Origin of the sequence: Pseudozobellia sp. WGM2 (genome assembly GCF_017810075.1) — a bacterium.
Lineage (GTDB): Bacteria > Bacteroidota > Bacteroidia > Flavobacteriales > Flavobacteriaceae > JADNYK01.
Genome location: NZ_JADNYK010000009.1, coordinates 89,796 through 114,985, shown reverse-complemented (window position 1 = coordinate 114,985; position 25,190 = coordinate 89,796). Strand labels below are relative to the sequence as shown.

Below are 25,190 nucleotides of genomic sequence, written 5' to 3'. Positions count from 1 at the left end.
ATAGTTATTTTGACTAGTCTACATTATCATGTAGAAATGAATTGTTCGAACGCAACTGTATCTCATCATTACTATCGGAACCGAGAGTTGTTCTAGAAACCCTGCCCTCGTGGTCGCGGGAATCGTTTAAATCAATACCTTGCCTCTTATATGCTGGCACCTTCTCGCTCTCCTCTATAGTGTTTACACTATTTTGAAATTTATAGTTGAAATCTTTAAGTTTCTTTCGACGTTCATCGGCTCTTTCTCTCAACAGCTCTTCGATCGGGCTGTTCATAGGATCTACTTCTGTTTGACCTGAACCATGCGATGCTCTTGGCGTATGTTCTACAGCCTTCCTTTCTATCTGCATCTCTTTTTCAACAGGTTCTTGTTTTTTTTGAGGTTTGGCATTATTCAGATTGTCTTCAAGATCCATATAATCATCAAGACTGTAACGGGTTTCCCCTTGTTTGTTGAACTCAAGTACAGGGCTCACTTCGACAGGGCTTTTAACCTCAATATCATTGATATCATCATCAAGACTAAAAGTGATGACATTTTCTTTTTCCTCTTCTTCAACTTCATCAGTTTGGGCTAAGGGCATATCAAAACTCATTGCCATTTGCTCTTCCTTCAATCTGTCAAATTCTACAGTAATAGGGTCCACCACTTCAATATCACGAATAGGGTTACCGGATTCGATTATTACAAAATCGCCGTCAAATACATCGTTTTTCTTATCTACCTTTTCAACCACCTCTTCGTAGAATACATTGAAGTTCTTGATATAATTGGTCGTTTTAACCAAATCCATACCCAACTCCTCAGGCTCTTCTTCAATTAAAGTATGCTTGATGATCGGCTCACGCTCTTCTTCTTCCTCTACCAAATGATGAACGATATTACGATTGCTCGTAAGGTCATGTTGAGCTTTTTGCTCGTCTTCTAAGGTGTGAATAATTTTCTTGCTTTCGGTATTAACGATATCATCTTGCTGATCAACGTTAAAACCTGTTGCAATTACGGTTACGGCAATTGCTTCTCCCAATTCTTCATCTTCACCGACACCCATGATGATGTTTGCGCCATGACCAGCTTCTGTCTGAATATGATCATTGATTTCACCTATCTCATCAATGGTGATTTCTTGGGAACCAGAAACGATAAGTAACAGTACGTTTTTCGCCCCTGCAATTTTATTATCATTTAATAACGGAGAATCCAAAGCCTTCATAATGGCTTCATTCGCCCTTGCAGAACCCGTAGCCATCGCAGAACCCATTATTGCCGTACCACTATTGGAAAGTACAGTTTTAGCATCCCGAAGGTCAATATTCTGTGTATAGTGATGGGTAATTACTTCTGCAATACCTCTAGCGGCCGTAGAAAGTACTTCATCAGCTTTAGAGAAACCGGCTTTAAAGCCCAAATTACCATATACCTCACGAAGTTTGTTGTTATTGATTACGATGAGCGAATCTACATTGGCACGTAGTTTTTCGATACCGATACGAGCTTGTTCACAACGCATCTTACCTTCAAACTCGAAAGGCATAGTTACGATGCCCACGGTAAGCACGTCTAATTCTTTCGCTTGTTTGGCAATGACAGGAGCAGCACCAGTACCTGTTCCTCCACCCATACCAGCAGTAATGAAAATCATTTTAGTTGTAGTGGCGAGCATTTGCTTGATTTCTTCCATGCTCTCCAATGCGGCCTGTTCCCCTACTTCAGGGTTGGCACCAGCACCCAAACCTTCAGTTAACGAAACACCCAATTGAATTTTAGTAGGTACGGCACTGTTGTTCAGCGCCTGTGAATCGGTATTGCAGATTACAAAATCTACTCCATTAATGCCCGATTGAAACATGTGATTGATGGCATTGCTACCACCGCCACCGACGCCGATTACTTTGATTACGTTGCTTTGATTTTTGGGGAGATCAAAAGCTATTCCGTCAAATTCCGTGTTATTGCTCATAGTTATTTTTTATTACTGGTTAATGCTTATTTTCTATTTCATTATTCGGCATTGTCTAAAAAGTCCTTCAATTTCTCAGACCATACATCAAACACCGATTTTTTTTCTCTTTTTGTTTTTGCAGCTTGGGGAGTAGGCGCTGGCTCCTCGTGACCGGCCATGACCAGTTCACCCTCTTCTTCTATTTGAGGCTCGTTATTTTCTACAGTTTTCTTTTTGTTTTCGTTGTTCACCGCATTCATCAACAAGCCCACCGCAGTTGCGTATAACGGACTAGCAATTTCCTCATCTGAATCGCCTGCCAAATGTTCATTGGGGTATCCAATACGGGTGTCCATTCCCGTGATGTATTCTACCAACTGCTTTAAATGTTTCAATTGGCTGCCACCTCCGGTCAATACAATACCGGCAATCAGCTTTTTCTTCTGCTCGTCGTGACCGTAATTCTTTATTTCGGTATATACCTGCTCAATAATTTCAACCACTCTGGCATGAATAATTTTCGAAAGGTTTTTCAAGGTGATTTCCTTGGGTTCCCTGCCGCGCAGACCAGGTATAGACACAATCTCATTGTCTTTATTCTCACCGGGCCAGGCCGAACCGAATTTGATCTTCAAGAGCTCTGCCTGCTTTTCGATTATCGAGCATCCCTCTTTAATATCTTCTGTAATTACACCTCCACCGAAAGGTATTACTGCCGTATGGCGTATGATACCGTCTTTAAAAATGGCCAAATCAGTTGTACCACCCCCTATATCGATAAGCGCAACACCTGCTTCTTTTTCTTCTTTACTAAGCACGGCATCTGATGATGCCAATGGCTCGAGCGTTATATTGCCCAAATCAAGCCCTGCACTTTTGATGCAACGCCCCACGTTCTTAATGGACGATACTTGACCGACAACTACATGAAAATTGGCCTCTAGCCGCCCACCGTACATTCCGATGGGTTCTTTGATTTCGGCCTGCCCGTCAACTTTGTATTCTTGAGGAAGTACATGAATAATCTCTTCTCCGGGAAGCATCACCAATTTGTACACTTGATTGCACAGCTTGTCTAGATCTTCTTCGCCGATTACTTCTTCAGAATCTGCTCTGGTGATATAATCGCTATGATGAAGACTACGAATGTGCTGCCCCGCAATGCCAACCACTACGGAACCGATCTTAAGGCCAGAACTAGCTTCGGCCCCCTCAACGGCCTGTTGAATCGATTGTATGGTTTGGGTAATATTGTTCACTACACCACGGTGTACACCAAGACTTTTAGATTTACCGATACCTAAAACCTCAATTTTACCGTACTCGTTCTCACGACCGATAATGGCCACGATTTTGGTGGTTCCTATGTCTAGTCCTACAGAATATTTACCTACTTCCATAACTTATATTTTTGTGCACACTACTTGATTATTAAACTCTAAACTTACCATGCCGTATTCGCTCAATGCCTTATCTCTTTTCGCTTTGGCATAAAACGCCTTGAAATTGCTGAACTTCTTATGTAAATCATCTATATCGCCCAGTTCTACAACAAACTGTTCTGTACGAAATCGAAGTTGATACTTAGATTCCGATTCTATATGAATACCAATCACATTTTTTCTAAAAAAATCGTCTTTGTTGATATAGTTCAAAATTTCATATACATCAGCCAAGCTCTCGCCCGTTACATCACCCGTAATTATGGGTACGCGAGCTGAATGGCTCATTGACAATGGCATGCGTTTTCCTTCATCATCAAGATAAAACTTAGAATCCCCTTCTATACGTCCGATTGGTTTGCGCTGAATGATTTTCGACGCCAATTTTCCGTTTACGGTGAGATAAACTTGTGCACTTTTTACCATTTCGTTGGCCTCGATGGCCTTCTCCATAGTATTCAAAACTAATTTTTCTTTGGGCACATTTTCAAGGCTGCCAAATTTTTGTATTAACAATTTATTAACCGCTCCTTGAGTGATATATAAATTCTGGTCACCGACGAATTCAACAGCCATTCCGTTAATGGCTTTTTGCTCGTTTCTGTGGTTCGAAAATGCGTAAAGCCCCATGATTACAAGCATTAAGGCTATCAACTTAATATAGTTATACTTAATACCCATTCTCTAATTCTTTTGTAAGTTTCGCTACCTCTAAGCCTATGTCACCTGCCCCCATCGTAATGAGTACATCAACATTTTGTTGTTTTATTTCTTTTATAAGATTTGTTTTATCAATTCTTTTTTTATTAGGGTTATCTATTTTTTCAAGCAACCATTGAGAGGTAACCCCTTCAATAGGTTTTTCTCTTGCCGGATAGATATCTAAAAGTAAAATGCTGTCGAATTGCGAAAGACTTTTGGCGAATTCATCTGCAAAATCCCTTGTTCTTGAAAAAAGATGCGGCTGAAAAATGACCAATGTTTTTTTATGGGGATGCATTTCTGAAACCGCCTCATAAATCGCATTTATTTCTGTAGGATGATGGGCATAATCATCGATATAAACAAAATCTTGTCGCTTGATTTTATATGAAAATCTTCGTTGTACCCCTTTAAAGGTTTCTAGGGCATTTGCCAAATCTTTCGCTGGTCTTCCAGAATTTGTGGCCATCGCAAATGCCACAAGTCCGTTCAAAAGGTTATGCCTGCCGGGCTTATTGAATTTTATGTTTTTCAACGTTCCTTCAGGGGTGCGAATGTCAAATAAATAGGTTCCGTTCAATATCGAAAGATTCTCTATGCAGTAATCGCTACCGTCATCTATACCGTAGGTTTGCCCTGCTAAAGGCAATCCATTACGAACCAACAATTTTCCATCTGGTCTGATCTTGGCCACAAACTCCCTAAATGACTTTTCCAACTCGCTCGCATCACCATAAATATCAAGATGATCGGCATCCATTGAGGTTACACAGGCCACATTAGGAAACAACCTTAAAAAAGACCTATCGAACTCATCGGCCTCAACTACCGAAAATTCGTTTCCCTCGAAAACAAAATTAGAATTGAAATCTTCTGAAATACCCCCCAAAAATGCGGTAAACGGGGTATTTGTTTCCTTTAATAAGTGGGCAAGAATACTGGTCGTGGTCGTCTTGCCATGTGTACCCGCTACAGCGAAGCAAAATGTATCTTTTGTAATTAGACCAAGTACTTCAGAGCGTTTCTTGATTTGATAGTCACGGTTCAAAAAGTACTGATACTGCAAATGTTCAACAGAAACTGCCGGAGTAAACACCACTAGGGTTAATGTAGCATCTCTATATTTTTCGGGAATAAGGTCTACCGAATCTTCATAATGAACATCTATACCTAAACCCGTCAACTCTTGCGTCAAAGGGGTTTCGGTTTTATCGTAGCCTGCCACATTTTTACCCAAAAACTTGAAGTAACGTGCCAAAGCAGACATACCAATGCCTCCGATGCCAATAAAAAAGACGTTATTAATATGCTTCAAGTTCATTTGATCGATGGTAATAATTTTTCTATTTCGTCTACGATATGCTTGGTAGCATCGGGTAGCGCCATTTTCTTTATATTGGCCGACAAACTCGCTTGATACGTCTTGTCTTCGACCAACTTGTCAAAGGTCGTTTCAAAGCGCTCATCCAATTCAGCTTCTCTTAGCATGATAGCGGCATCTTCATCGACCAAAGACTGTGCATTCTTGGTCTGATGATCTTCAGCAACGTTCGGCGAAGGAATAAATAGCACTGGTTTACCTACTATACTCAGTTCGGAAACCGCCCCTGCACCCGACCTTGAAATAATCATATCGGCCGCTGTATATGCATAATCCATACGGTTCATAAAACCTAACACTTTTATCGAATCGGACTCGTATTTTTTATACTCATCGATATACAGTTTTCCACATTGCCAAACCAACTGTAGACCTAATGCCTTTAAATATTCAAGTTTTTGGGCAATCAATTGGTTAATGCGTCTTGCGCCGAGACTACCCCCTAAAATCAATAGAGTGGATTTATGGCTATCCAATCCAAAGAAATTGAGGGCCTCGGACTTTTCACTTTTCATTTCAACCAAATCTCCCCTTACAGGGTTTCCTGTTTTTACTATTTTATCGGCCGGAAAAAACTGCTCCATACCGTCATAGGCCACACAAATTTTAGCGACCCTATCTTTTAAAAGTTTGTTGGTTATGCCCGCGAAAGAATTTTGCTCTTGCAAAACACAGGGCATGCCCTTACCGGAAGCCACACGCAACATCGGGCCACTGGCAAAGCCACCGGTACCTATCACCACATCTGGCTTAAATCGATTCGCTATTTTACCTGCTTTCAACAAACTGCTTATTACTTTAAAAGGAAACATTAAATTCTTAAGGGTCAGTTTCCGTTGTAACCCTGTGATCCATAAACCTTCAATTTGGTACCCAGCTTGAGGTACTTTCTCCATCTCCATACGGCCCTCTGCGCCTACAAATAAAAACTCCGCATCAGGATATCTTCTTTTCAATTCGTTCGCAATCGCGATTGCGGGATAAATATGCCCGCCCGTGCCCCCTCCCGAGAGTATGAACTTATAATTGGCCACTTAAAATCTCTAAAGGGTTCGTTTCATCTATGGTAGATTTTTTTGATTCTACCGCTTGTTCTCTATTACTCGCACCGAGAATGATACCGATGGCCAAACAGGTCATCCAGCTACTGGTACCACCTCTACTTACCAAGGGAAGGTTCTGCCCGGTAACAGGAAACAGCTCTACGGCAACCGCCATATTGATCAAGGCTTGAAATATGATGGGAATACCTACCCCCAATACCAATAACTTACCGAATATGGTTGGGTTGGCGTTGGCAACGACCGTAATTCTAAACAATAAAAAGAGGTAGAACAGCATGAGTACGATGCCACCTATCAATCCGTATTCTTCAACGATGATGGCATATATAAAATCGGATGAACTCTGGGGCAAAAAATTCTTTTGAATGCTTTTACCTGCACCCTTACCTACTATACCACCCGTAGCAATGGCAATTTTGGCTCTTTCTATTTGATAATTGGCATCTGAATTTCCCGGATTGGAGAAGCTCTCGATGCGGCTCATCCAGGTATCTACACGGTTCGGGAACAAACCCGGAGCGGCCTTAGCGGTAAGCACAAAAAATGCCAAACAAATAACACCGGTGCCCACTATGCCCAATAGGTATTTGATAGGATATCCTCCTAAAAAACACAACAACAAGACCATTGTGAAAATGATGGCCGCCGTAGAAAAGTTGGCCGGCAGAATCAAAACTATCACCACAAATACCGGAAGCCACAACGGCACTATACTCTCTTTAAAACTAACTTTCTTATCTCGAACCTTCGAAAGGTACCGTGCCACATAAATCATCAATACGACTGCCGCCAGATTAGAGGGCTGAAACCCGCCTACCAACGGAATACTGATCCATCGGCTGGCATTCGCCCCATCGATAGTAGTGCCTTGAGCCAATGTAAAGCCCAATAACACCAATATCACCGGAAGGGCAATCAATGATAACCCCTTAAAGAAATGGGTAGGTATTCTGTGCACGCCATAAATAATACCGAAACCTAAGACCAGAAGCATGGCGTGCCTCAACAAATGACCGAAAGTAGTACCGCTACCCACCACATATACCAAGTTACTACTGGCACTGTAGACAGGTAAAAAAGAGAACAAGGCCAAAAGGGCCACCACGGCCCAAATAGCTTTATCACCTCTTATATTTTGAAAAAATGTTTTCAACAGTCTCTATTTTCAGATTACTTAATCGACTATAAATTCTTTACGGCGTTCTTGAACTGATCCCCTCTATCCTCATAATTTTTAAATAGGTCGAAACTGGCACAGGCGGGGGACAACAAAACCGTATCACCTCTACCGGCTATTTTATAGGCTACTTTAACGGCCTCTTCCATCGCGTAGGTCTCTACTACGAGATCTACCACGTTGCCAAAGGCATCCTTCAATTTCTCATTGTCAAGCCCAAGGCATACGATTGCCTTTACCTTTTCACGAACCAATGGCATCAACTCTTTATAGTCATTGCCCTTATCTTGACCGCCAGCGATCCAAACTACAGGTGTTTTAACACTATCTAAAGCATAAAAGACCGAATTCACGTTGGTTGCCTTTGAGTCGTTGATGTATTGTACGTGATGTATTTTCAGTACTTTCTCCAATCGGTGCGGTGCGCCTTGAAAATTGGCGATACTCTCACGGATAGATTCTTTACGAATGCTTACCAATTTGGCTGCGGTCATGGCGGCCATGGTGTTTTTTACGTTGTGTTTGCCTTCTAAGGCTAGTGCTTCTGTTGTCATTTCGAGTGTTTCGTTAGTTATGTTCAGTATTATTTTATTGTCTTTTAAATAAGCGCCTTCTTCCAGTTCCTTTTCCAATGAAAATGGAAGCAATTTTGATTTGATCGGATGGTCTTTCATCCATTCGCTGATCACCGGGTCATCGGCATCATAGATGAAATAGTCTTCTTCGGTCTGATTCTCGGCGATACGAAACTTCGAGGCGATATAATTCTCGAATTTATATTCGTAGCGGTCTAAATGATCCGGTGTAATATTCGTTAAAATCGCTATGTGCGGAGCGAAATTCACGATTCCGTCTAACTGAAAACTGCTAATTTCCAATACATACAGGTCAAAATCATTTTCCGCTACCATTTGCGCATAGCTATCACCTATGTTGCCCGCCATACCCACGTGCAATCCGCCTTCTTTCAAAAGATGGTTCGTCAACATGGTCGTCGTGGTCTTACCGTTACTACCGGTGATGCCCACAATTTTGGCATCGGTAAATCGTGATGCAAACTCTATTTCAGAAATTACCGGAACGCCTTTTTCGACGAGCGCCTTTACCAACGGAACCCTATCGGGTATTCCCGGACTTTTCATGACCAAATCGGCATTCAGGATCTTTGCTTCCGTATGCCCCTCGGCTTCCCAATCAATATCAAAATGTTCAAGAACGTCTTTATACTTTTCTTTCAGCTTTCCGCTGTCGGATACAAAAACCTCATATCCTTTTTTCTTTCCTAAAATGGCGGTACCTACTCCGCTCTCGCCTCCGCCTAAAATCACCAACCGTTTCATCTTATCGTATCTTCAATGTTACGATGGTAAGAATGGCCAATAGAATACCGATGATCCAAAAACGGGTTACTATCTTACTTTCGTGATATCCCTTCTTTTGATAGTGGTGGTGTATAGGAGACATTAGAAAAATACGTCTGCCTTCACCGAATTTTTTTCTCGTGTACTTGAAATAACTTACCTGTATCATAACCGAAAGCGATTCGGCAAAGAAGATTCCGCAAAGCAGTGGAATCAACAGTTCTTTTCGAACGATGATGGCGATAACGGCTATAATACCCCCAATGGTCAAACTGCCCGTATCGCCCATAAAAACTTGGGCCGGAAATGTATTATACCAGAGAAAGCCCACTAATGCCCCAACAAAAGCGGTGATAAAAACCACCAATTCTCCAGAATTGGGTATAAACATGATATCGAGATAATCTGAAAATATGATGTTACCCGACACCCATGCAAAAACGCCCAGGGTAAATGCTATAATTGCCGAAGTACCCGCCGCTAGCCCATCGATACCATCGGTAAGGTTGGCTCCATTGGAAACGGCCGTTACGATCAATATGACAATAGGAATAAAAACCAACCACGCATAATCTTTGGCACCTTCACCTGCCCAACTGATAAAATCGCTATAGTCAAGCTCATTATTTTTAAAGAAAGGCACCGTGGTACTCGTCGATTTTATCTCGGAACCCTCTACATCTCGCACCTGGAATTGTTGGGTGATTTGACTGCTATTCTCTTCTTTCATGGTTACCCTAGGGTGAAAGTATAGCGTGGCCCCAACTCCCAAACCAAGTACCACTTGCCCCAACACCTTGAACCGCCCTTTCAGACCTTGCTTGTCTTTTTTGAATACCTTGATGTAGTCATCGGCAAAGCCGATAAAGCCCATCCACAGGGTAGTGACAATCAACAGTAAGATGTATATGTTCTCTAATTTGGCGAACAGCAGCACAGGAATCAAAGTCGACATAATGATGATCAAACCACCCATGGTCGGCGTGCCCGCCTTTTGCTGTTGGCCTTCAAGACCCAGGTCACGTATACTTTCGCCTATTTGTTGTTTTTGAAGAAAAAGAATAACACGCTTACCATACGCCGTAGCTATGAGCAAAGAGGTAAGAATGGCCATGGCCGCCCTAAAGGTCATGAACTGAAATAAGCTCGCCCCGGGCAACTGGTATTCTTTTTCCAAAAATTCGAACAAGTAGTACAACATAGCTTTCTAGTTTCTAGGTTCTGGTTATCCTAGGATGCGGTGGCCGATCAAGGCTATCACCATTTATTTATTCAAGTCTTTTAATAGGTTCTTTACAATCTTGAAATCATCAAAATCTATCCGTTTTCCATTGGTTTCTTGATAGGTTTCATGGCCCTTGCCCGCAATTAAGATGATGTCTTCCGACTCCGCCATTTGACAAGCGGCTTTAATGGCCTGTTCCCTATTTTCGATAGAAAGGGTTTTCTTGACATTCTGTGCTTCGACACCGGCTTCCATATCACTGATAATGGCACCAGGCGATTCACTTCTAGGATTGTCTGAAGTAAAAATCGCCTGATTGCTCATCTCCGATGCGATATGACCCATAACCGGACGCTTAGAGCTGTCTCTATCGCCACCACACCCCACAACGGTGATGACGCGTTCATTTCCAGTTCTCAACGTGTGGATAGTCTCCAACACATTTTTAAGTGCATCCGGCGTATGGGCATAATCCACTATCGCCGTTATCTTCGTCGCAGATATGTGGTGTTGAAACCTGCCATCTACATTATCGAGTTCGCTCAAAAGTCGAAGGGTCTCAAGTGTCTCGAGCCCCAATAAATCCGCTGTGGCGTAAATAGCCAACATATTCGAGGCATTGAAGTGGCCTATTAATTTTGACCACAGCTCCAGTTCGTTAATTTTTAACAGTTGCCCGGTAAACTGTGCCTCCAGTACCTGACCTCGAAAATCGGCGAAGTTCTGCAACGCGTAAGTATATTTTTTGGCCTTGGTATTCTGCAACATCACGGCTCCGTTTTTGTCGTCGATATTGGTGAGGGCGAAGGCTTTCTTCGGTAACTCGTCAAAGAGTATCTTCTTCGTGTCACGGTATTCGGCAAAAGTCTTGTGGTAGTCTAAATGATCGTGCGAAAGGTTCGTAAAGATGGCACCTTCAAAGACCAAACCTTTGGTTCTTTTTTGGTGAATACCATGGGAACTGACCTCCATAAAGCAAAATTCAACACCCACCTCGTTCATCAAACTTAGATGCTTGTTGATGGTCAGAGCATCGGGCGTGGTATGTGTGGTCGCATGAACCGTATCATCGACCATAATTTTTATAGTGGAAAGCAGCCCCACCTTGTACCCCGCTTTTTTGAACAACTGATATAACAGGCTACTGATCGTCGTTTTACCGTTGGTACCCGTAACCCCGACCAATTTTAGATTTTTAGAGGGATTACCGTAGTAATTGGAAGCCATGACCGCTAAAGCCGTGTTACCATCTTCGACCTCGACATAGGTAATACCATCGACCAACAACTGGGGGAATTCTTCACACACGATGGCTTTGGCCCCCAAATCGATCGCTCTTTGAATGTAAAGATGACCATCGGTCAGGGTTCCCTTGATGGCAACGAAAACATCGTCCATAGCAACTTTTCTCGAATCGAAACAGATTTCGTTCACCAAAATATCGGTAGAGCCGTTTACGGCATTAAGGCCGGCCCCGTATAGTATGTCCTTTAACAGTTTCAAGATAGCTCTAGCGTTATTTTCTTTGTTTGTCTGATGTCGGTACCCTGTGATACTGACTGTGTTTTTACTTTTCCGTTGCCTTTCACCTCTACTTCAATGCCGAGGTTTTCTAAAATCGAAATGGCATCCATACCGCTCATCCCTTTTACGTTAGGCACTTTATTGTATTTTTTTTGGGCTTCGGCGTAGTATTCTTGATAGTTCTTTTCCAAATCTTCATCCTCTACCTTATCCATCTCGACCTCGTCGATCAATGGCGAAGTGGCGTATACCTTTTGTGCTATGGATTTAAATACCGGACCGGAAACATCGGCACCATAGTAACCCACACTCTTGTCTGGCTCATGAATGACCACGATACAGGAGTACTTCGGATTATCCGCAGGAAAATATCCAGCGAACGTAGAAATGTATTTTAGCTTGTCAGGATCTTTTGAAACATAATTCTTTTGGGCCGTACCCGTTTTCCCAGCCATTGAGAAATTAGGAGAATAAAGTCCGTGACCGGTACCATAATCTTTCTCCACTACATTTTTCAAAAGCTCTTGAACCTTTGCTGCCGTTTCTTTTGAACAGATAGAAGCATCGATTACCTCTTTATCGAATTTTTCGATGGTCTGGTTCCACTCCTTTACTTCTTTGATCAATCTTGGCTTTACCATTTCACCATCGTTGGCAATGGCATTGTAAAATGTCAGCGTTTGCAGGGGCGTCATAGAAACTTCATACCCATAGGCCATTTGCGCCAATGAAAGACCCGACCAACCTTTATCGCCCGGTGATCGAAGAACGGGCTTACCTTCGCCCCTGATGGGCAGGTCAAGCTCACGATGAACGTTCATCGCCATCAAACGGTTTACGAACTTATCAGGGTTCGACTTGTACCCATTATGGATTACCTGGGCAAAAGCCGTATTCGAAGACACCTCAAAAGCCTTGGCAAAAGAAATTTCACCATAGCCGCCATGCTTCGAATCTCGAACCGTGTGGTTGTATATTTTCCATGTTCCCTTTTCGGTGTCGATGATATCGCTGGTATCTTTCACTTGATCCTCTAAGGCGGCCACCATGGTCATCAACTTAAAGGTCGACCCAGGTTCGTGAGACTCACCAATGGCGTAATTCAACCGCTCGTAGTATTTTCCGGCTTCGGTACGACCCAAATTGGAAATCGCCTTTACCTCGCCGGTCTCGGTTTCCATAACAATGACACAGCCATGGTCCGCTTTATATTTTTCCAACTGCCCCAATAAAGCATGGTGGGCAATATCCTGTATATTGATATCGATGGTAGAAATAACGTCATAACCGTCTTTGGGCTCAACAATGTTCTCCCATCCGATAGGCTTCCATTGGCCTTTTGCTATCTTTTGCTTTAATCTTTTGCCTTCGACCCCTCTTAAATACTGACCGAAAGCGCCTTCCAATCCCACTCGTGTATAATACCCGTTCTCATCGACACGCTCATAACCCACGCTACGTTCCGCAATCTTACCTAAAGGATGCTCACGAACGGTTTTTTGCTCGATGATCAAGCCGCCCTTATACGGACCTTTATTAAAAAGTGGAAACTCTTTTACCGCCATGTAATCGGAATAGTCCAAATTTCTGGCAATCAAGGCATACCTGTTTTTGTTCACTCTGGCCTTTCTGAATACCTGCTGATAATGTGAAGACGATTTGCCCAACATTTTAGACAGGGCATTTGAAAGCGGAACTATATTCTCTTTGAAATCGACATCTTTTACCGCAACGGCGTCAAATCGAATGGTATAGCGAGAAACCGAAGTAGCCAACAAACTACCATCATCGGAATACAGGTTACCCCGATTCGGCGCAATGGTAAACATCTTCTCGGTACGCTTCATGGCCAGCGCTTGGTACTTTTCGCCCTGCACCAATTGAATGTCGACCAGTTTGAATAGAATGGCCCCGGCGAACACGAATAGACATGCCACCACGAAGTACAATCGGGTCAATATGTTCTTTTCGGTTACGGCCACTATTCTTCTTTATTTTCTGATTTTACTTTTATCTGTTTGGGAGGAACCGCCGGCGGAAACAAGCCTTTCTCCTCTACAATCTGCATTACCGTAGATTCTAGCTTTAGTTTTTGCACATCGGAACGTACATCAACAAACTCACTGCGCAATTCTTTCACCTCTTCGTTCAAAGCGGCAATCTGGTGTACTTTTTTATCTGCGCTATGCGAACTACCGATCATTACCGTGGCCAAGAAAGAAATAAAGAGAATGAACAGCCAATGCTTGGGCGCATCGTCGCTCACCAGAAACTTTCCTTTTAGTATGTTCAATAATCCGTTTTTCACTTCTACTCTTATTTAATCCTGTATGCGTTTCGCAATTCTTAGCTTCGCACTTCGAGCGCGATTGTTTCTTTTTATCTCTTCCCGTGAAGGAACTATCAATGGGCCCACTTTCTTGAACGGTACCGAAATGTTTCCGTAGAAATCTTTTTCCGGTTCCCCTTCGAATTGCCCTGCACGTATAAAGCGTTTCACCAAACGGTCTTCTAGAGAGTGGTAGCTGATAAGGCTCAACCTTCCGCCTTCATCCAACAAATCGGGTGTTTGCAGCAAAAACTCCTCGATCACGGCAATCTCTTGATTTACCTCTATGCGTATGGCCTGATAGATCTGTGCCAAAATTTTATGCTCCCTGCCCTTGGGCAAGAACTTCTGCAACACCTCTTTCAAACGGGCCGTGGTCTTGATCGCGCCATTACTTCGCTGCTCTATGATTACCGTTGCCATTGCATTGGCATTGCGAAGGTCACCGTACTGAAAAAGCACTTTTCTCAACTCGTCGTAATCGTATTTGTTGACCACATCATAGGCCGACAAAACATTGCGCTTGCTCATTCTCATATCGAGGTCGGCATCGAAACGGGTAGAAAAACCACGTTCGGCCTTATCGAACTGATGTGATGAAACCCCGAAATCGGCTAAAATTCCGTCCACTTTCCGAATGCCATAGAACTTTAAAAACTGTTTGATGAACCTGAAATTCTCTCCGATCAACGTAAACCTATCATCGTCAAGGGCGTTTTCAAACGCATCTTCGTCTTGATCGAAAGCGAACAATTTTCCTTCGCTTCCCAATCGTTTCAATATCTCTTTTGAATGCCCACCGCCACCGAAAGTAACATCGACATACACACCATCTTCTTTTATGGCCAGCCCGTCAACGGACTCTTGCAACAAAACCGGGCTATGATACATCTTCTCCATCGTCTCCGTCATCACCCATGACTTCTTCGGCCAATGCGGCAAAGTCTTCCGCAGTTTCTTCCAGAACCTTCTCGTAGCTGTCCTTATCCCAAATCTCAATAATATTGATAGCGGAACTCAGCACTACCTCTTTATCGATCTTGGCAATCTCAACAAGATTTTTAGGTATCAACAACCGTCCGGTGGCATCGACCTCTACCATCTTTACCCCTGCCGAAAAACGTCGAATAAAATCGTTGTTCTTTTTCTTGAACCGATTCTTCTTGTTCATCTTCTGCATGAGCAAATTCCACTCTTCCATCGGGTACAATTCCAAACAGGGCTGAAAAACCGACCTTTTGATCACAAAGCCTTTATTTAGCACAGGTGCCATCTGATTTTTTAGCGCAACCGGAACCATTACCCTACCTTTGGCATCAGCTTTACAATCGTATGTTCCAATGAAATTGATCACTTAAATGGCTAGTTTTTCAGTACTATAACTCAAAATTACAAATTTTATTACCACATTTTACCACAATTTACCACTTTGTTGATAAATAGTGGCTTTTGTGCATATGTTATGTACACCGAGCTTAAGTATTATCGGAGGTTGTATTGTGGGATAGCGATAAAATTGATTACTTTATAGCCCATTAAATGATATTGCCGTAATAATGAAATGCCTATATTTGGCCACGACGATAAGCACCCCTGAATGGAAAACAATATTATAGAAGAGGGAAAATACAGGTACTTGGAAATAGGGGAAGGCTCCCCCATCATTATTTTGCACGGCCTTATGGGCGGGCTTAGTAACTTTCACGGTGTCACCGATTATTTCCCCAAAAAAGGATACAAAGTTCTGGTGCCCGAACTACCTATTTACGACATGCCCATGTTGAAGACCAACGTGAAGCAGTTCGCTAAATTTCTTGAAGATTTCATTGAATTCAAGGGCCTAAAAAACGTGATTTTATTGGGCAATTCACTAGGTGGGCATATCGGACTCTTACATACCAAAATGTACCCTGAAATGGTAAAGGCACTCGTTATTACCGGAAGTTCCGGGCTTTATGAGAGTGCTATGGGCGATGGCTACCCCAGAAGGGGCGACTATGAATTTATCAAAAAGAAGGCCGAGGCCGTTTTTTACGACCCCGCCGTTGCTACCAAAGATATCGTTGACGAAGTTTTTGCCACCGTTAACGACCGTAATAAAATAATCAAGACCTTGGCCATTGCCAAGAGCGCCATTCGACACAATATGGCGAACGACCTACCGACAATGGAAACCCCGACCTGTATAATTTGGGGAAAGGAAGACGAGGTAACCCCACCCGACGTGGCCGACCTGTTTCATGAGCTCTTGCCCGATTCTGAATTGTTCTGGATCGAGAAATGTGGTCACGCCCCGATGATGGAACACCCCGAAGAGTTCAATACCATATTGGCCGCCTGGTTCGAGAAACGAGGTTTCTAATTGGTCGATCAGGGCTGAGCGCTGCCATTCTTTTTTACTTTTATATTAACTTAGGCTTGTTCTAGAACCTAAATTTTTACCGTGCATATTAAATCGGCTAATTTTATCATCAGTAATACCGACGTGGCCAAGTGCCCGAACGAAGTCTTGCCCGAATACGCCTTTATCGGCCGATCCAATGTGGGCAAATCGTCGCTTATAAACATGCTGACCGAGCGTAAAAGTTTGGCGAAGACTTCCGGGCGGCCGGGAAAGACCCAACTGATCAACCATTTTAAAATCAATGAAAATTGGTTTTTGGTCGATTTACCGGGCTATGGCTATGCCCGTGTCTCTAAAAAGAGCAAAAAAACCTTTCAGAAATACATTACCGATTACTTCGCCAAGCGAGAACAACTGGTCTGTGCCTTCGTCTTGGTCGACATTCGGCACGAGCCCCAAAAAATCGATATGGAATTTATGGAGTGGCTCGGTGAAAACAGCGTGCCCTTCTGCATCATCTTTACCAAGGCCGATAAACTAAAACCACAGGCCATCGAAAGAAACGTGACCACCTATCTCAAAGAATTGGAAAAAGGGGTGTGGGAAGAGGCCCCTGCCTATTTTATCACCTCATCTTCTAAAAATCTCGGTCGCGACGAACTGCTGGCCTATATCGAAGGTATCAACATCGAATTCTTTAAGGCGCTTCAAAACTAAGCCCGCAGTTGGCGTTCGATAAGTGCGATCAGTTCCTTTGCATTCTCCAATTCGTTCAAGGCCTGCGTACCCACAAAAAGTTCAAGCGTGTTATCGGTAGCTGCCAATACCACGGGATAACTGAATTTGTGCGAGAATTTCGAAGCGTAGTTTTTCTTGAACTCGTCTTTGTGCAAAAACTCCATTTCAATGGCGCTGGTTTCGCGAAACTTTTTCCACGTGCGATTTTCGGTAAATGCCCCGTAGGTAATAGCGCAAAGGTTACACGCATAGGTCGACGGACTCAAAATTTTATGCGCCCCGTCGATTACCTTACTTTTTAGGTCGGCATCTGCGTGGTACACAAAAATCAATTTTCGAATTCTCTCGTTCTCCATAATTGTAAGGTAATATGCTATATTTATGGTGTAATCGTAAACCGACCCATGACCCAAAAACTGCCTTTCGTTCTTTTCTTGGCCCTGTTACTGGTTTGTTGTAAGTCTCAAAAACCCAAAGTTACTTACACTTCCGAGAATTTAAAGATCATACCCCTTACCGAAAATAGCTTTATTCATGTTTCTTATTTGCAAACGGATTCCTTTGGAAAAGTGGCCTGTAACGGACTCGTGTATATGAACGGAAACGAGGCCGTAGTGGTCGATACGCCCGTGGATGCCGAGGTAAGCGAAGAATTGATCCGTTGGATTACAGAAACACGGCAAACAACCATTACCGCCGTGGTCGCCAACCATTTTCATGACGACTGTGTGGGCGGGCTGGAAGCCTTTCACCAAAAAGGGATTCCCTCCTACGGCAATGAACTGACGCTAGAGCTGGCCGAAAAAGAAGGCAACCACATACCGCAAAACGGCTTTACCGAAACCTTGGAAATGCCGGTGGGCAATGGTAAGATCATCCACCGATTTATAGGTGAAGGCCATACCCGAGACAATATAGTGAGCTACGTACCCGAAGACCAGCTGCTTTTTGGTGGCTGTTTGGTAAAGGAAATGAATGCCAGCGAAGGCTACTTGGGCGATGCCAATGTTAGCGAATGGAGCACCACCGCCCTGCGCGTGAAAAATGCCTTTCCTGAACTAAAAATTGTGATCCCCGGCCATGGCTCACATGGCGGAACGGAATTGCTCGACTATACCGCTCAACTTTTTAAAGAACCCTAATGAAATTGAGGTCTCGACTACGCTCGACCTGACAAAAATTAAAAAAAACTAATGAGGTCTCGACTGCGCTCGACCTGACCAAGATTGAAAACCAAAACACCGAGTTCTCGACTGCGCTCGACCTGACACGTATACCAACATAAATGCAAACCCGAACCCACATGAAGAATTACTACCTCTTACCCCTCATCGCCCTTTTTATTTTGGGTTGCGCCGAAAAGAAAACCGCCGAGCGCACACCGCCCGTAACCGCTCCTTTTGATAATGTAGACACCCTCAGCATCAACGATTGGTGGAACCGCGCCGAGAACCCCATAATCGATTTAAATGTAGAACGTGATCAAGTGGTAGCCTTTGGCATCTATACCGTTTCCGGGGGCGTGCTAAAAATGAGTGCCCAGCTCTACCCCCTATATCCGGAGGAGACCAGAAAGGTACGTCTCGAAGTACAACAAGAAGGGGAATGGAAAGAAATACAGTCCGCAGAGGTAAACGACCTGGGCTGGTCGGCCCTTTTTCGAGTTGAGAATTGGGACGATACCGCCAATGTGCCCTACCGCATCCGCCATGGCGAAAAAGCGATGTACGAGGGCCTCATTCGTAAAAATCCCGTGAACAAAAATGAGGTTTCCATTGCCGCCCTGAGCTGCAACAGCAACCAAGACCGGGGCATGCGCGAAAACTATGTGCGCAACATCAACCACCAAGACCCCGACCTTATCTTTTTTGCGGGCGACCAATCGTACGACCATACCGAGCATACGGCCGCATGGCTCAAATTCGGGCTGCAGTTTCGGGAAACCTTTAGAAACCGGCCTGCCATTAGCATACCCGATGACCACGATATCGGCCAGGGCAACCTTTGGGGCGAAAATGGTAAAAAGTCCGTCGTAAAAGGTTCCAATGACGGCGGCTACACCTACCACCACGAATACGTGAAAATGGTAGAGCGCTGCCAAACGGCCCATTTGCCCGACCCCTACGATCCTACTCCTATCGAACAGGGTATTGGTGTCTATTATACCAACCTCAGCTGGGGCGGTGTCGATTTTGCCATTCTGGAAGACCGCAAGTTCAAATCTGGGCCGAACGGAAAAATACCGCAGCAAGGGCCGCGACCCGACCATATTCGCAACCCCGAGTACGACCCGGCGAGTATCGATCTACCGGGGCTCACCCTTTTGGGCGACCGTCAGTTGCAATTTTTGGAAGATTGGGGGCAGCAAAACCCCGACCACCTGAAAGTGGTGCTATCACAGACCGGCTTTTGTGGGGGTGCCCATATTCACGGAAACAAGGAAAATAGGCTGCATGCCGACCTCGATAGTAACGGTTGGCCGCAAACGGGCCGAAACAAGGCGCTACAGTTGATCAAAGATGCCAAGGCCATACACATTGCCGGCGACCAGCATTTGGCGACCGTAATTAAACAGGGCATTAACGAATTTGGCGATGGCCCCTGGTCTTTTGTGGTGCCCGCCATCGTGAACGATTATTACAGCCGCTGGTGGTGGCCCGAAGATGAAAAGGCCGGCCCCAACCCCAATACCGATACCAGCCTACCGTGGACAGGCGATTATCTCGACGGTTTTGGCAACAAGATAAGTATGATGGCCTACGTCAACCCTGAAAGCCAATCGGCCGGGGGCGGTTACGGACTTACCCGATTGAACAAGCAGGATGAAACTGCCACTTTTGAATGTTGGGCCCGTGATGCCGATGTAACTCAAGCCAACGCCCAACAATTTGAGGGCTGGCCGATTACGGTAGCGTTAGAATAGAAAAAATAGTATTTTTAAGGCTTTACTCCCCCCCAGATTTAAGATATGGCTGATTACGCTTTTCTGTAAAGAAAGGTGAATCGCTTGCGGTATTTTGCGATTGGAAAAGATGGGTTTGACAAGACCCATGCTCTTTGGCAATAAAACACTAAATATAAGTCACTTAAATAGTATGGAGTAATATATATTTATGTGAAGCCAATAATTAAGAGCAACAGAACGGAAACAAAAATTGAAAATTAAATTATATGAAAGCAAGTACTCAATATAACGACTTTAAAGGAACCGTTTCTGCGGATATATCTGACGCATTTGGTGGTCCTAAAGGAGATGATATTAAAAGTTTAGCAAGGTTTTTTGACTTGAATTTTGAAAGATTTGAACCTATCGGAATATCACTTTATGGAACTGACGGTTTTAGTGTTTCACTTCTTTGTGTTGACAAAGAAAGAAGTACAGAGGAAAAAGAACACATTGTGAGTATGTCGTGCGAAGTTGAGGACGAAAAAGAAATTATTGACATTCTTTTTAAACGATTACATATAGTTCTTCACAACCGATTTGACGATAAATATCCGAATTTGGACTATGACGAAGAAGTGAATTTTAGTGATTTTCACGAAACCGAAGAAGAATAACTATTGGCAACACCGTATAAAAATAATTGCGGTGTAGTGCTAAATCAAAGGTCGTTGCATGTTTGTAACTTCTGATTTTCCTTCGGAAAATCCTCGCATACAAACCCGCAACTATTCTTATACATAAACGTTGTGGTGCATTTAAAATAACCTACCAATGAAAATTGAATCATTAAAAATAGAAAACTTCCGTGCCTTTAAAAACGAAACAATTGAATTTGATGATTACACCTCATTTGTAGGTCCAAATGGAGTTGGTAAGTCGACAGTTTTTCATGCACTTAATTTATTCTTTAGACAGAGCAAAGACAGTCAAACCGATTTGCTGAAACTTTCATCGAATGACTTTCACCATGCCAATATAAGTCAGCCGATAAGAATTACGGTTACTTTTTCTGCCTTATCAGACCAAGCGAAAGAAGAGTTGGCAGATTATGTTCGACAAGATAAATTGATAATAACGGCTATTGCTGTTTATGATGCTATTACTGAAAAGGCAGATGTAAAGCAGTTTGGAAACAGATTAGGAATGGAGGGGTTTCGAAAGTTTTTTGAAGCTGATAAAAGCGGAGCAAAAGCAGCGGAATTAAAGGAAATATTCAAATCATTCAGGGAAAAGTATAAGGACATTTCTAGTGCCAATTCAAAGGCAGATATGATATCCGCATTACATGATTACGAGAGCAAAAACCCTGAAAAATGTGTCTTAATACCAAGTGAAGACCAATTCTATGGGGTTTCACGCGGAGTTAATAAATTAGAATCTCACATTCAATGGATTTTTGTCCCAGCGATAAAAGACGCAACTGAAGAAAGTGAAGAATCTACCAAATCAGCTTTAGGACAATTACTAGCTAGAACTGTCCGTTCTCAAGTATCTTTTGACGAGAACATTAGGGATTTAAGAAACAATGTGCGAGCTGAATATCAGAAGCTCTTAGACGCAGAGCAAAAAACTCTTGATGATATTTCGGGTTCTCTACAGAATAGATTATCAAATTGGGCACACCCAAATATTACCGCTTCAATTCAGTGGAAACAAGACCCTGACAAATCAATCAAGATTGAAGAACCCTTAGCAGGACTTAAAGTTGGTGAAAGGGGATTTGAAGGTGAATTGTCAAGGTTTGGACATGGCTTGCAACGCTCGTATATGCTCGCTTTGCTTCAGGAACTATCAATGTTTGACCCTGAAAACGTTCCTACTTTATTAATGGGGATTGAAGAACCGGAGCTATTTCAGCACCCACCACAGGCAAGGTATTTGGCCGAAACTTTAATTGAGTTATCTGAATCAAATTCTCAAATTATTATCTGTACACATAGTCCTCTATTTATTCCAGGCGATAGCTTTGATAAGATTAGACTTGCTCGTGAAGAAGGAGAACCGAGTGAAACAAAAATTAAAAGACTGACCTATGAATCTTTGGCCACAGAATTACATTCTGTTGGAGAAAAGCTTGTGACTGAAAGTGGAATGGTTGCCAAACTTTACCCTTCGCTAAATCCAGTTGTGAATGAAATGTTCTTCTGTAAAAAATTGATTTTAGTTGAAGGTCATGAAGATATTGCATACATAAGCTCTTACTTGCTCTTAACAGATGGTATGACCGAGTTCAGGCGCCATGGTTGTCACATTGTTCCCGTAGAAGGGAAAAACAAGTTAATCAAGCCGTTAGCAATGGCAAAACTTCTTGACATACCAACTTTCGTTGTCTACGATAGTGATACTGATAAAACAACGGAACATGAGGTTCCAAAACATAAAAAAGATAACAAAGCAATTCTCTCATTAAAAAACTATGCAGATGTTGACGAGTGGCTTGCAAGTACGGTAATTAAAGATAACTTGACCGCATGGCAAACCAACTTGACAAATGAAATTATTAATGAACTCGGACAGGATTTAAAAAAATATGAAGACGAAGCAGCTGCATTTTATGGAAATGCAGGTGGATTAAAAAAGAATCCTCTAGCGATTGCAAAGAGTTTAGAATTAGCATGGAATGAAGGAATCAAATCTCAGTTGCTAATCGACTTAACTGCTAGAATTATAGAATTTGTGAAAAAATAAAACACGAAAGTACAACTAGGTATATAGTGCATAGCCGCCCTGCGGGACGACAACGCACCATATACAAACCGATAATGCACAATTAAAACAAAACTGAATGAAGAATAAAAAAAGTTTCACGAAAATATTGTTCAGATTAATTTTTGACGACAACCGAATGTTTTTTGCATTCTTGATTACTATTTTAGGTGGTCTAACGGTTTTTTTTGTTTTAAGTAAAAACTTTTTTGAAGATGAATTAATTTCTGATAAAACAGATTCAATAAAGATTCTAGTTTTAATTACCGCTTTATTAACAGCTGCTCTTCCTTTACTCGTAAAATTTTTAAATTCTGACAAAGAAAAAAACAGTATTGAAACTCTATACAGATACAAACGTGAAATTGAGAAGCAAAATAATTTAACATCCTCTATTAATGAAGCTTTACTAAAAAACCCAAAAATTTTAGATGTTGAAAAAACTATTTACAGCAAAGTAGTAGATAATTTGGAAGATTCTCTAATATCAAAACTTGATAAAAGATTCAAGAAAGGAATAGAGGCAGAATTTATCTCAAATGCGTTGATTACTGAACTATCGCCTTTAACAGAAAATACCGAGCAATATATTGACCGAATTCAACGAAATTCAATAGTAAATTTAGTGATTGGTATTATTGGTACAATTGCATCTATAACAATTTTAGCTCTTTCGATTCTATCTGATAATACATATGCTGACATCAGCAGTTTTGTTCTTCACTTTTTACCCAGAATTACTTTTGTAGTTTTCATTCAGTTATTCGCTTTCTTCTTTTTAAGACTTTATAAAAACAACTTAGAAGATGCTAAGTATTTTCAAAATGAACTTACAAACCTTTCCGCTCTTTCATCCTCTTTAAAAATTGCTTACATTACTAAAAATGAAAAATTAGTAGAGCAAATAATTCTAAATTTATCAAAAACTGAGCGGAATTTTAAATTACAAAATCAAGAAACATTATTAAATATTGAAAAAGCAAAAATTGAAAAAGATTTTGATTTAGAAACTGTCTCTGCATTTAAAGATTTTTTAAAATCATATCGTAAAGAATAACGGTGCATAACAAAGAACTGAGTTAAAAAACAAACAAATTTTTCTTTGATCTGAGACCATACTTTTCTAGGCCCATAGATTTAAAAATAAATTGAAGCTAATGACCATTGTCTATTTTATGCAAATTGTTACGGCCTTAGAGATTAAACATCATTCAATGGAACAAGGTACATTACAAATTATTATTTCTTCAATAATAGCATTCGTTGCAATTTTGTCTTTTGTTTTCAATATTCGAAATAATAAAAAAATTAAAGAGTTAAAGGAGTCCAAAGAAGAATTAGCCAAAGCCATAAAAACTTTAAGCCGGCATACACCTAACTATTCATACAGAATAAAAAGACAAGTAAAAGAATTTCATTTAGATGGAAATGGTAATGCAGTGATTCAATCGTTATGGGATGGGCTTGAACCCTTTCAAGAGTTTTCAAATCTAAAAATACCTTACACTTTTACAGCAGAAGGAAATGGTGTTCGAATTTCTAAACCTGTAGTCATAGAATTAAATGATTCAGATTACCCAGTTGTAATGCGTGATTTAAAATTTCGTTCCAATGGAAAAGATTACTCTGAATACAAAGGTAATTTCACAATATTAGGTCATTGTTCTACTTCGGATTGTAAAATTGGATTTAAATGTACTCAAGAAGTTGAAAAAGGTTACACCAGTACTAAAAAGGAAGCTCAACAACGCTACAAGAACACTGATTGGGAAAATGAATATTGTGCTTCAAAAGTTTTAGTCCCAATGGATGAATTAGAATTAGCCATAATATTTCCATATGAGTTAAAAGAACTATCTGGAAAACCTTACCCAGTTTGTTTTGTAAGTGGTACACATACAATACATATAAAAGAAACAGAAATAATTCAAAACGGATTTGAATATGAGTTTGATAAAAAGGCTACTTTAAGAGTTAAAGATCCAACTCCTGGCCTAACCTATGCAATTAGTTGGATGCCACCAGATTCTGAGGTCAACTAATAAATGTACATTGCCAATTGCAGGTTTTATATATTACATATTGTTTCCGTTAATTATATTTCATTAGGTATAACACTAAAAAAAATCAAATAAATTATACCCGAAAAGGTATAAATCACACCTCTTCAACTGAAGACCTACTGCTTTCGTACAGCGCATTCTTTGTGGTTTTTCGCTGCCTAGGGCAAGGGGCACAACAGCTATATGCAATCTGGTCGACAGATTTTATTCCCAATATCGCAAAATCACTAGAGGCACGTCCG

Annotated in this window: 22 protein-coding genes; 8 read left to right on the top strand and 14 right to left on the bottom strand. The window is 41.8% G+C overall.

Annotated features, from left to right (window positions below):
- Positions 1 to 13: 13 nt before the first annotated feature.
- From ftsZ to mraZ, 13 genes are all read right to left on the bottom strand, one after another.
- Positions 14 to 1,963: a cell division protein FtsZ gene (gene ftsZ / locus IV512_RS17775; protein ID WP_209405833.1), complete on the bottom strand. Its 1,950-nt coding sequence runs from the start codon at positions 1,961 to 1,963 to the stop codon at positions 14 to 16.
- Between the two features lie 41 nt (positions 1,964 to 2,004).
- Positions 2,005 to 3,345, bottom strand: coding sequence for a cell division protein FtsA (gene ftsA, locus IV512_RS17770; RefSeq protein WP_209405830.1), 1,341 nt, complete (start codon positions 3,343 to 3,345; stop codon positions 2,005 to 2,007).
- A gap of 3 nt (positions 3,346 to 3,348) precedes the next feature.
- The gene (locus IV512_RS17765) at positions 3,349 to 4,068 is read right to left on the bottom strand and encodes a cell division protein FtsQ/DivIB (protein WP_209405828.1); all 720 of its coding nucleotides are present in this window, start codon (positions 4,066 to 4,068) and stop codon (positions 3,349 to 3,351) included.
- Entirely contained in the window at positions 4,058 to 5,410 is a 1,353-nt protein-coding gene (gene murC, locus IV512_RS17760) for a UDP-N-acetylmuramate--L-alanine ligase (protein WP_209405826.1), read from the bottom strand. The genes IV512_RS17765 and murC overlap by 11 nt, the downstream gene beginning before the upstream one ends.
- A complete protein-coding gene (gene murG / locus IV512_RS17755) occupies positions 5,407 to 6,504 on the bottom strand; it encodes an undecaprenyldiphospho-muramoylpentapeptide beta-N-acetylglucosaminyltransferase (protein ID WP_209405824.1) in 1,098 nt (365 codons plus the stop codon). The genes murC and murG overlap by 4 nt, the downstream gene beginning before the upstream one ends.
- Positions 6,491 to 7,687, bottom strand: coding sequence for an FtsW/RodA/SpoVE family cell cycle protein (locus IV512_RS17750; RefSeq protein WP_209405822.1), 1,197 nt, complete (start codon positions 7,685 to 7,687; stop codon positions 6,491 to 6,493). The genes murG and IV512_RS17750 overlap by 14 nt, the downstream gene beginning before the upstream one ends.
- Positions 7,688 to 7,716: 29 nt before the next feature.
- Positions 7,717 to 9,051, bottom strand: a complete 1,335-nt coding sequence (gene murD, locus IV512_RS17745; RefSeq protein WP_209405820.1) for a UDP-N-acetylmuramoyl-L-alanine--D-glutamate ligase — start codon at positions 9,049 to 9,051, stop codon at positions 7,717 to 7,719.
- A gap of 1 nt (position 9,052) precedes the next feature.
- Entirely contained in the window at positions 9,053 to 10,273 is a 1,221-nt protein-coding gene (gene mraY / locus IV512_RS17740) for a phospho-N-acetylmuramoyl-pentapeptide-transferase (protein WP_209405818.1), read from the bottom strand.
- A 63-nt stretch (positions 10,274 to 10,336) separates the two neighbouring features.
- Positions 10,337 to 11,800 carry a UDP-N-acetylmuramoyl-L-alanyl-D-glutamate--2,6-diaminopimelate ligase gene (locus tag IV512_RS17735; protein ID WP_209405816.1) on the bottom strand — a complete coding sequence of 488 codons (1,464 nt, stop codon included), beginning with the start codon at positions 11,798 to 11,800 and terminating at the stop codon, positions 10,337 to 10,339.
- Positions 11,797 to 13,803, bottom strand: coding sequence for a penicillin-binding protein (locus tag IV512_RS17730; protein WP_209405814.1), 2,007 nt, complete (start codon positions 13,801 to 13,803; stop codon positions 11,797 to 11,799). Before IV512_RS17730 ends, IV512_RS17735 begins: the two co-directional genes overlap by 4 nt.
- Positions 13,803 to 14,129 (bottom strand): FtsL-like putative cell division protein, encoded by a 327-nt coding sequence (locus IV512_RS17725; protein ID WP_100871184.1) that lies wholly within the window; start codon positions 14,127 to 14,129, stop codon positions 13,803 to 13,805. Before IV512_RS17725 ends, IV512_RS17730 begins: the two co-directional genes overlap by 1 nt.
- A gap of 12 nt (positions 14,130 to 14,141) precedes the next feature.
- Entirely contained in the window at positions 14,142 to 15,062 is a 921-nt protein-coding gene (gene rsmH / locus IV512_RS17720) for a 16S rRNA (cytosine(1402)-N(4))-methyltransferase RsmH (protein ID WP_371743318.1), read from the bottom strand.
- The gene (mraZ, locus tag IV512_RS17715; protein ID WP_209405812.1) at positions 15,031 to 15,504 is read right to left on the bottom strand and encodes a division/cell wall cluster transcriptional repressor MraZ; all 474 of its coding nucleotides are present in this window, start codon (positions 15,502 to 15,504) and stop codon (positions 15,031 to 15,033) included. The genes rsmH and mraZ overlap by 32 nt, the downstream gene beginning before the upstream one ends.
- A gap of 243 nt (positions 15,505 to 15,747) precedes the next feature.
- Here mraZ and IV512_RS17710 point away from each other — a divergent pair, with 243 nt between their 5' ends.
- Both IV512_RS17710 and yihA read left to right on the top strand, forming a co-directional pair.
- Positions 15,748 to 16,512: an alpha/beta fold hydrolase gene (locus tag IV512_RS17710; protein WP_209405810.1), complete on the top strand. Its 765-nt coding sequence runs from the start codon at positions 15,748 to 15,750 to the stop codon at positions 16,510 to 16,512.
- 81 nt (positions 16,513 to 16,593) lie between these two features.
- Entirely contained in the window at positions 16,594 to 17,211 is a 618-nt protein-coding gene (gene yihA / locus IV512_RS17705) for a ribosome biogenesis GTP-binding protein YihA/YsxC (protein ID WP_209405808.1), read from the top strand.
- Here the strand turns inward: yihA and IV512_RS17700 are convergent.
- A complete protein-coding gene (locus tag IV512_RS17700) occupies positions 17,208 to 17,588 on the bottom strand; it encodes a GTPase (protein ID WP_209405806.1) in 381 nt (126 codons plus the stop codon). The genes yihA and IV512_RS17700 overlap by 4 nt on opposite strands.
- Positions 17,589 to 17,636: 48 nt before the next feature.
- Here IV512_RS17700 and bla point away from each other — a divergent pair, with 48 nt between their 5' ends.
- The 6 genes from bla (at position 17,637) to IV512_RS17670 (ending at position 24,927) form a co-directional block, all read left to right on the top strand.
- On the top strand, positions 17,637 to 18,374 hold the full coding sequence (bla, locus tag IV512_RS17695) for a subclass B1 metallo-beta-lactamase (protein ID WP_209405804.1): 738 nt from the start codon (positions 17,637 to 17,639) through the stop codon (positions 18,372 to 18,374).
- Between the two features lie 161 nt (positions 18,375 to 18,535).
- Entirely contained in the window at positions 18,536 to 20,155 is a 1,620-nt protein-coding gene (locus IV512_RS17690; protein ID WP_245224922.1) for an alkaline phosphatase D family protein, read from the top strand.
- 248 nt (positions 20,156 to 20,403) lie between these two features.
- On the top strand, positions 20,404 to 20,793 hold the full coding sequence (locus tag IV512_RS17685) for a hypothetical protein (protein ID WP_209405800.1): 390 nt from the start codon (positions 20,404 to 20,406) through the stop codon (positions 20,791 to 20,793).
- 157 nt (positions 20,794 to 20,950) lie between these two features.
- Positions 20,951 to 22,867 (top strand): ATP-dependent endonuclease, encoded by a 1,917-nt coding sequence (locus tag IV512_RS17680; RefSeq protein WP_209405798.1) that lies wholly within the window; start codon positions 20,951 to 20,953, stop codon positions 22,865 to 22,867.
- Positions 22,868 to 22,964: 97 nt separating this feature from the next.
- Entirely contained in the window at positions 22,965 to 23,942 is a 978-nt protein-coding gene (locus IV512_RS17675; protein ID WP_209405796.1) for a hypothetical protein, read from the top strand.
- Between the two features lie 157 nt (positions 23,943 to 24,099).
- Entirely contained in the window at positions 24,100 to 24,927 is an 828-nt protein-coding gene (locus IV512_RS17670; protein ID WP_209405795.1) for a hypothetical protein, read from the top strand.
- The last annotated feature ends 263 nt before the right edge of the window (positions 24,928 to 25,190 follow it).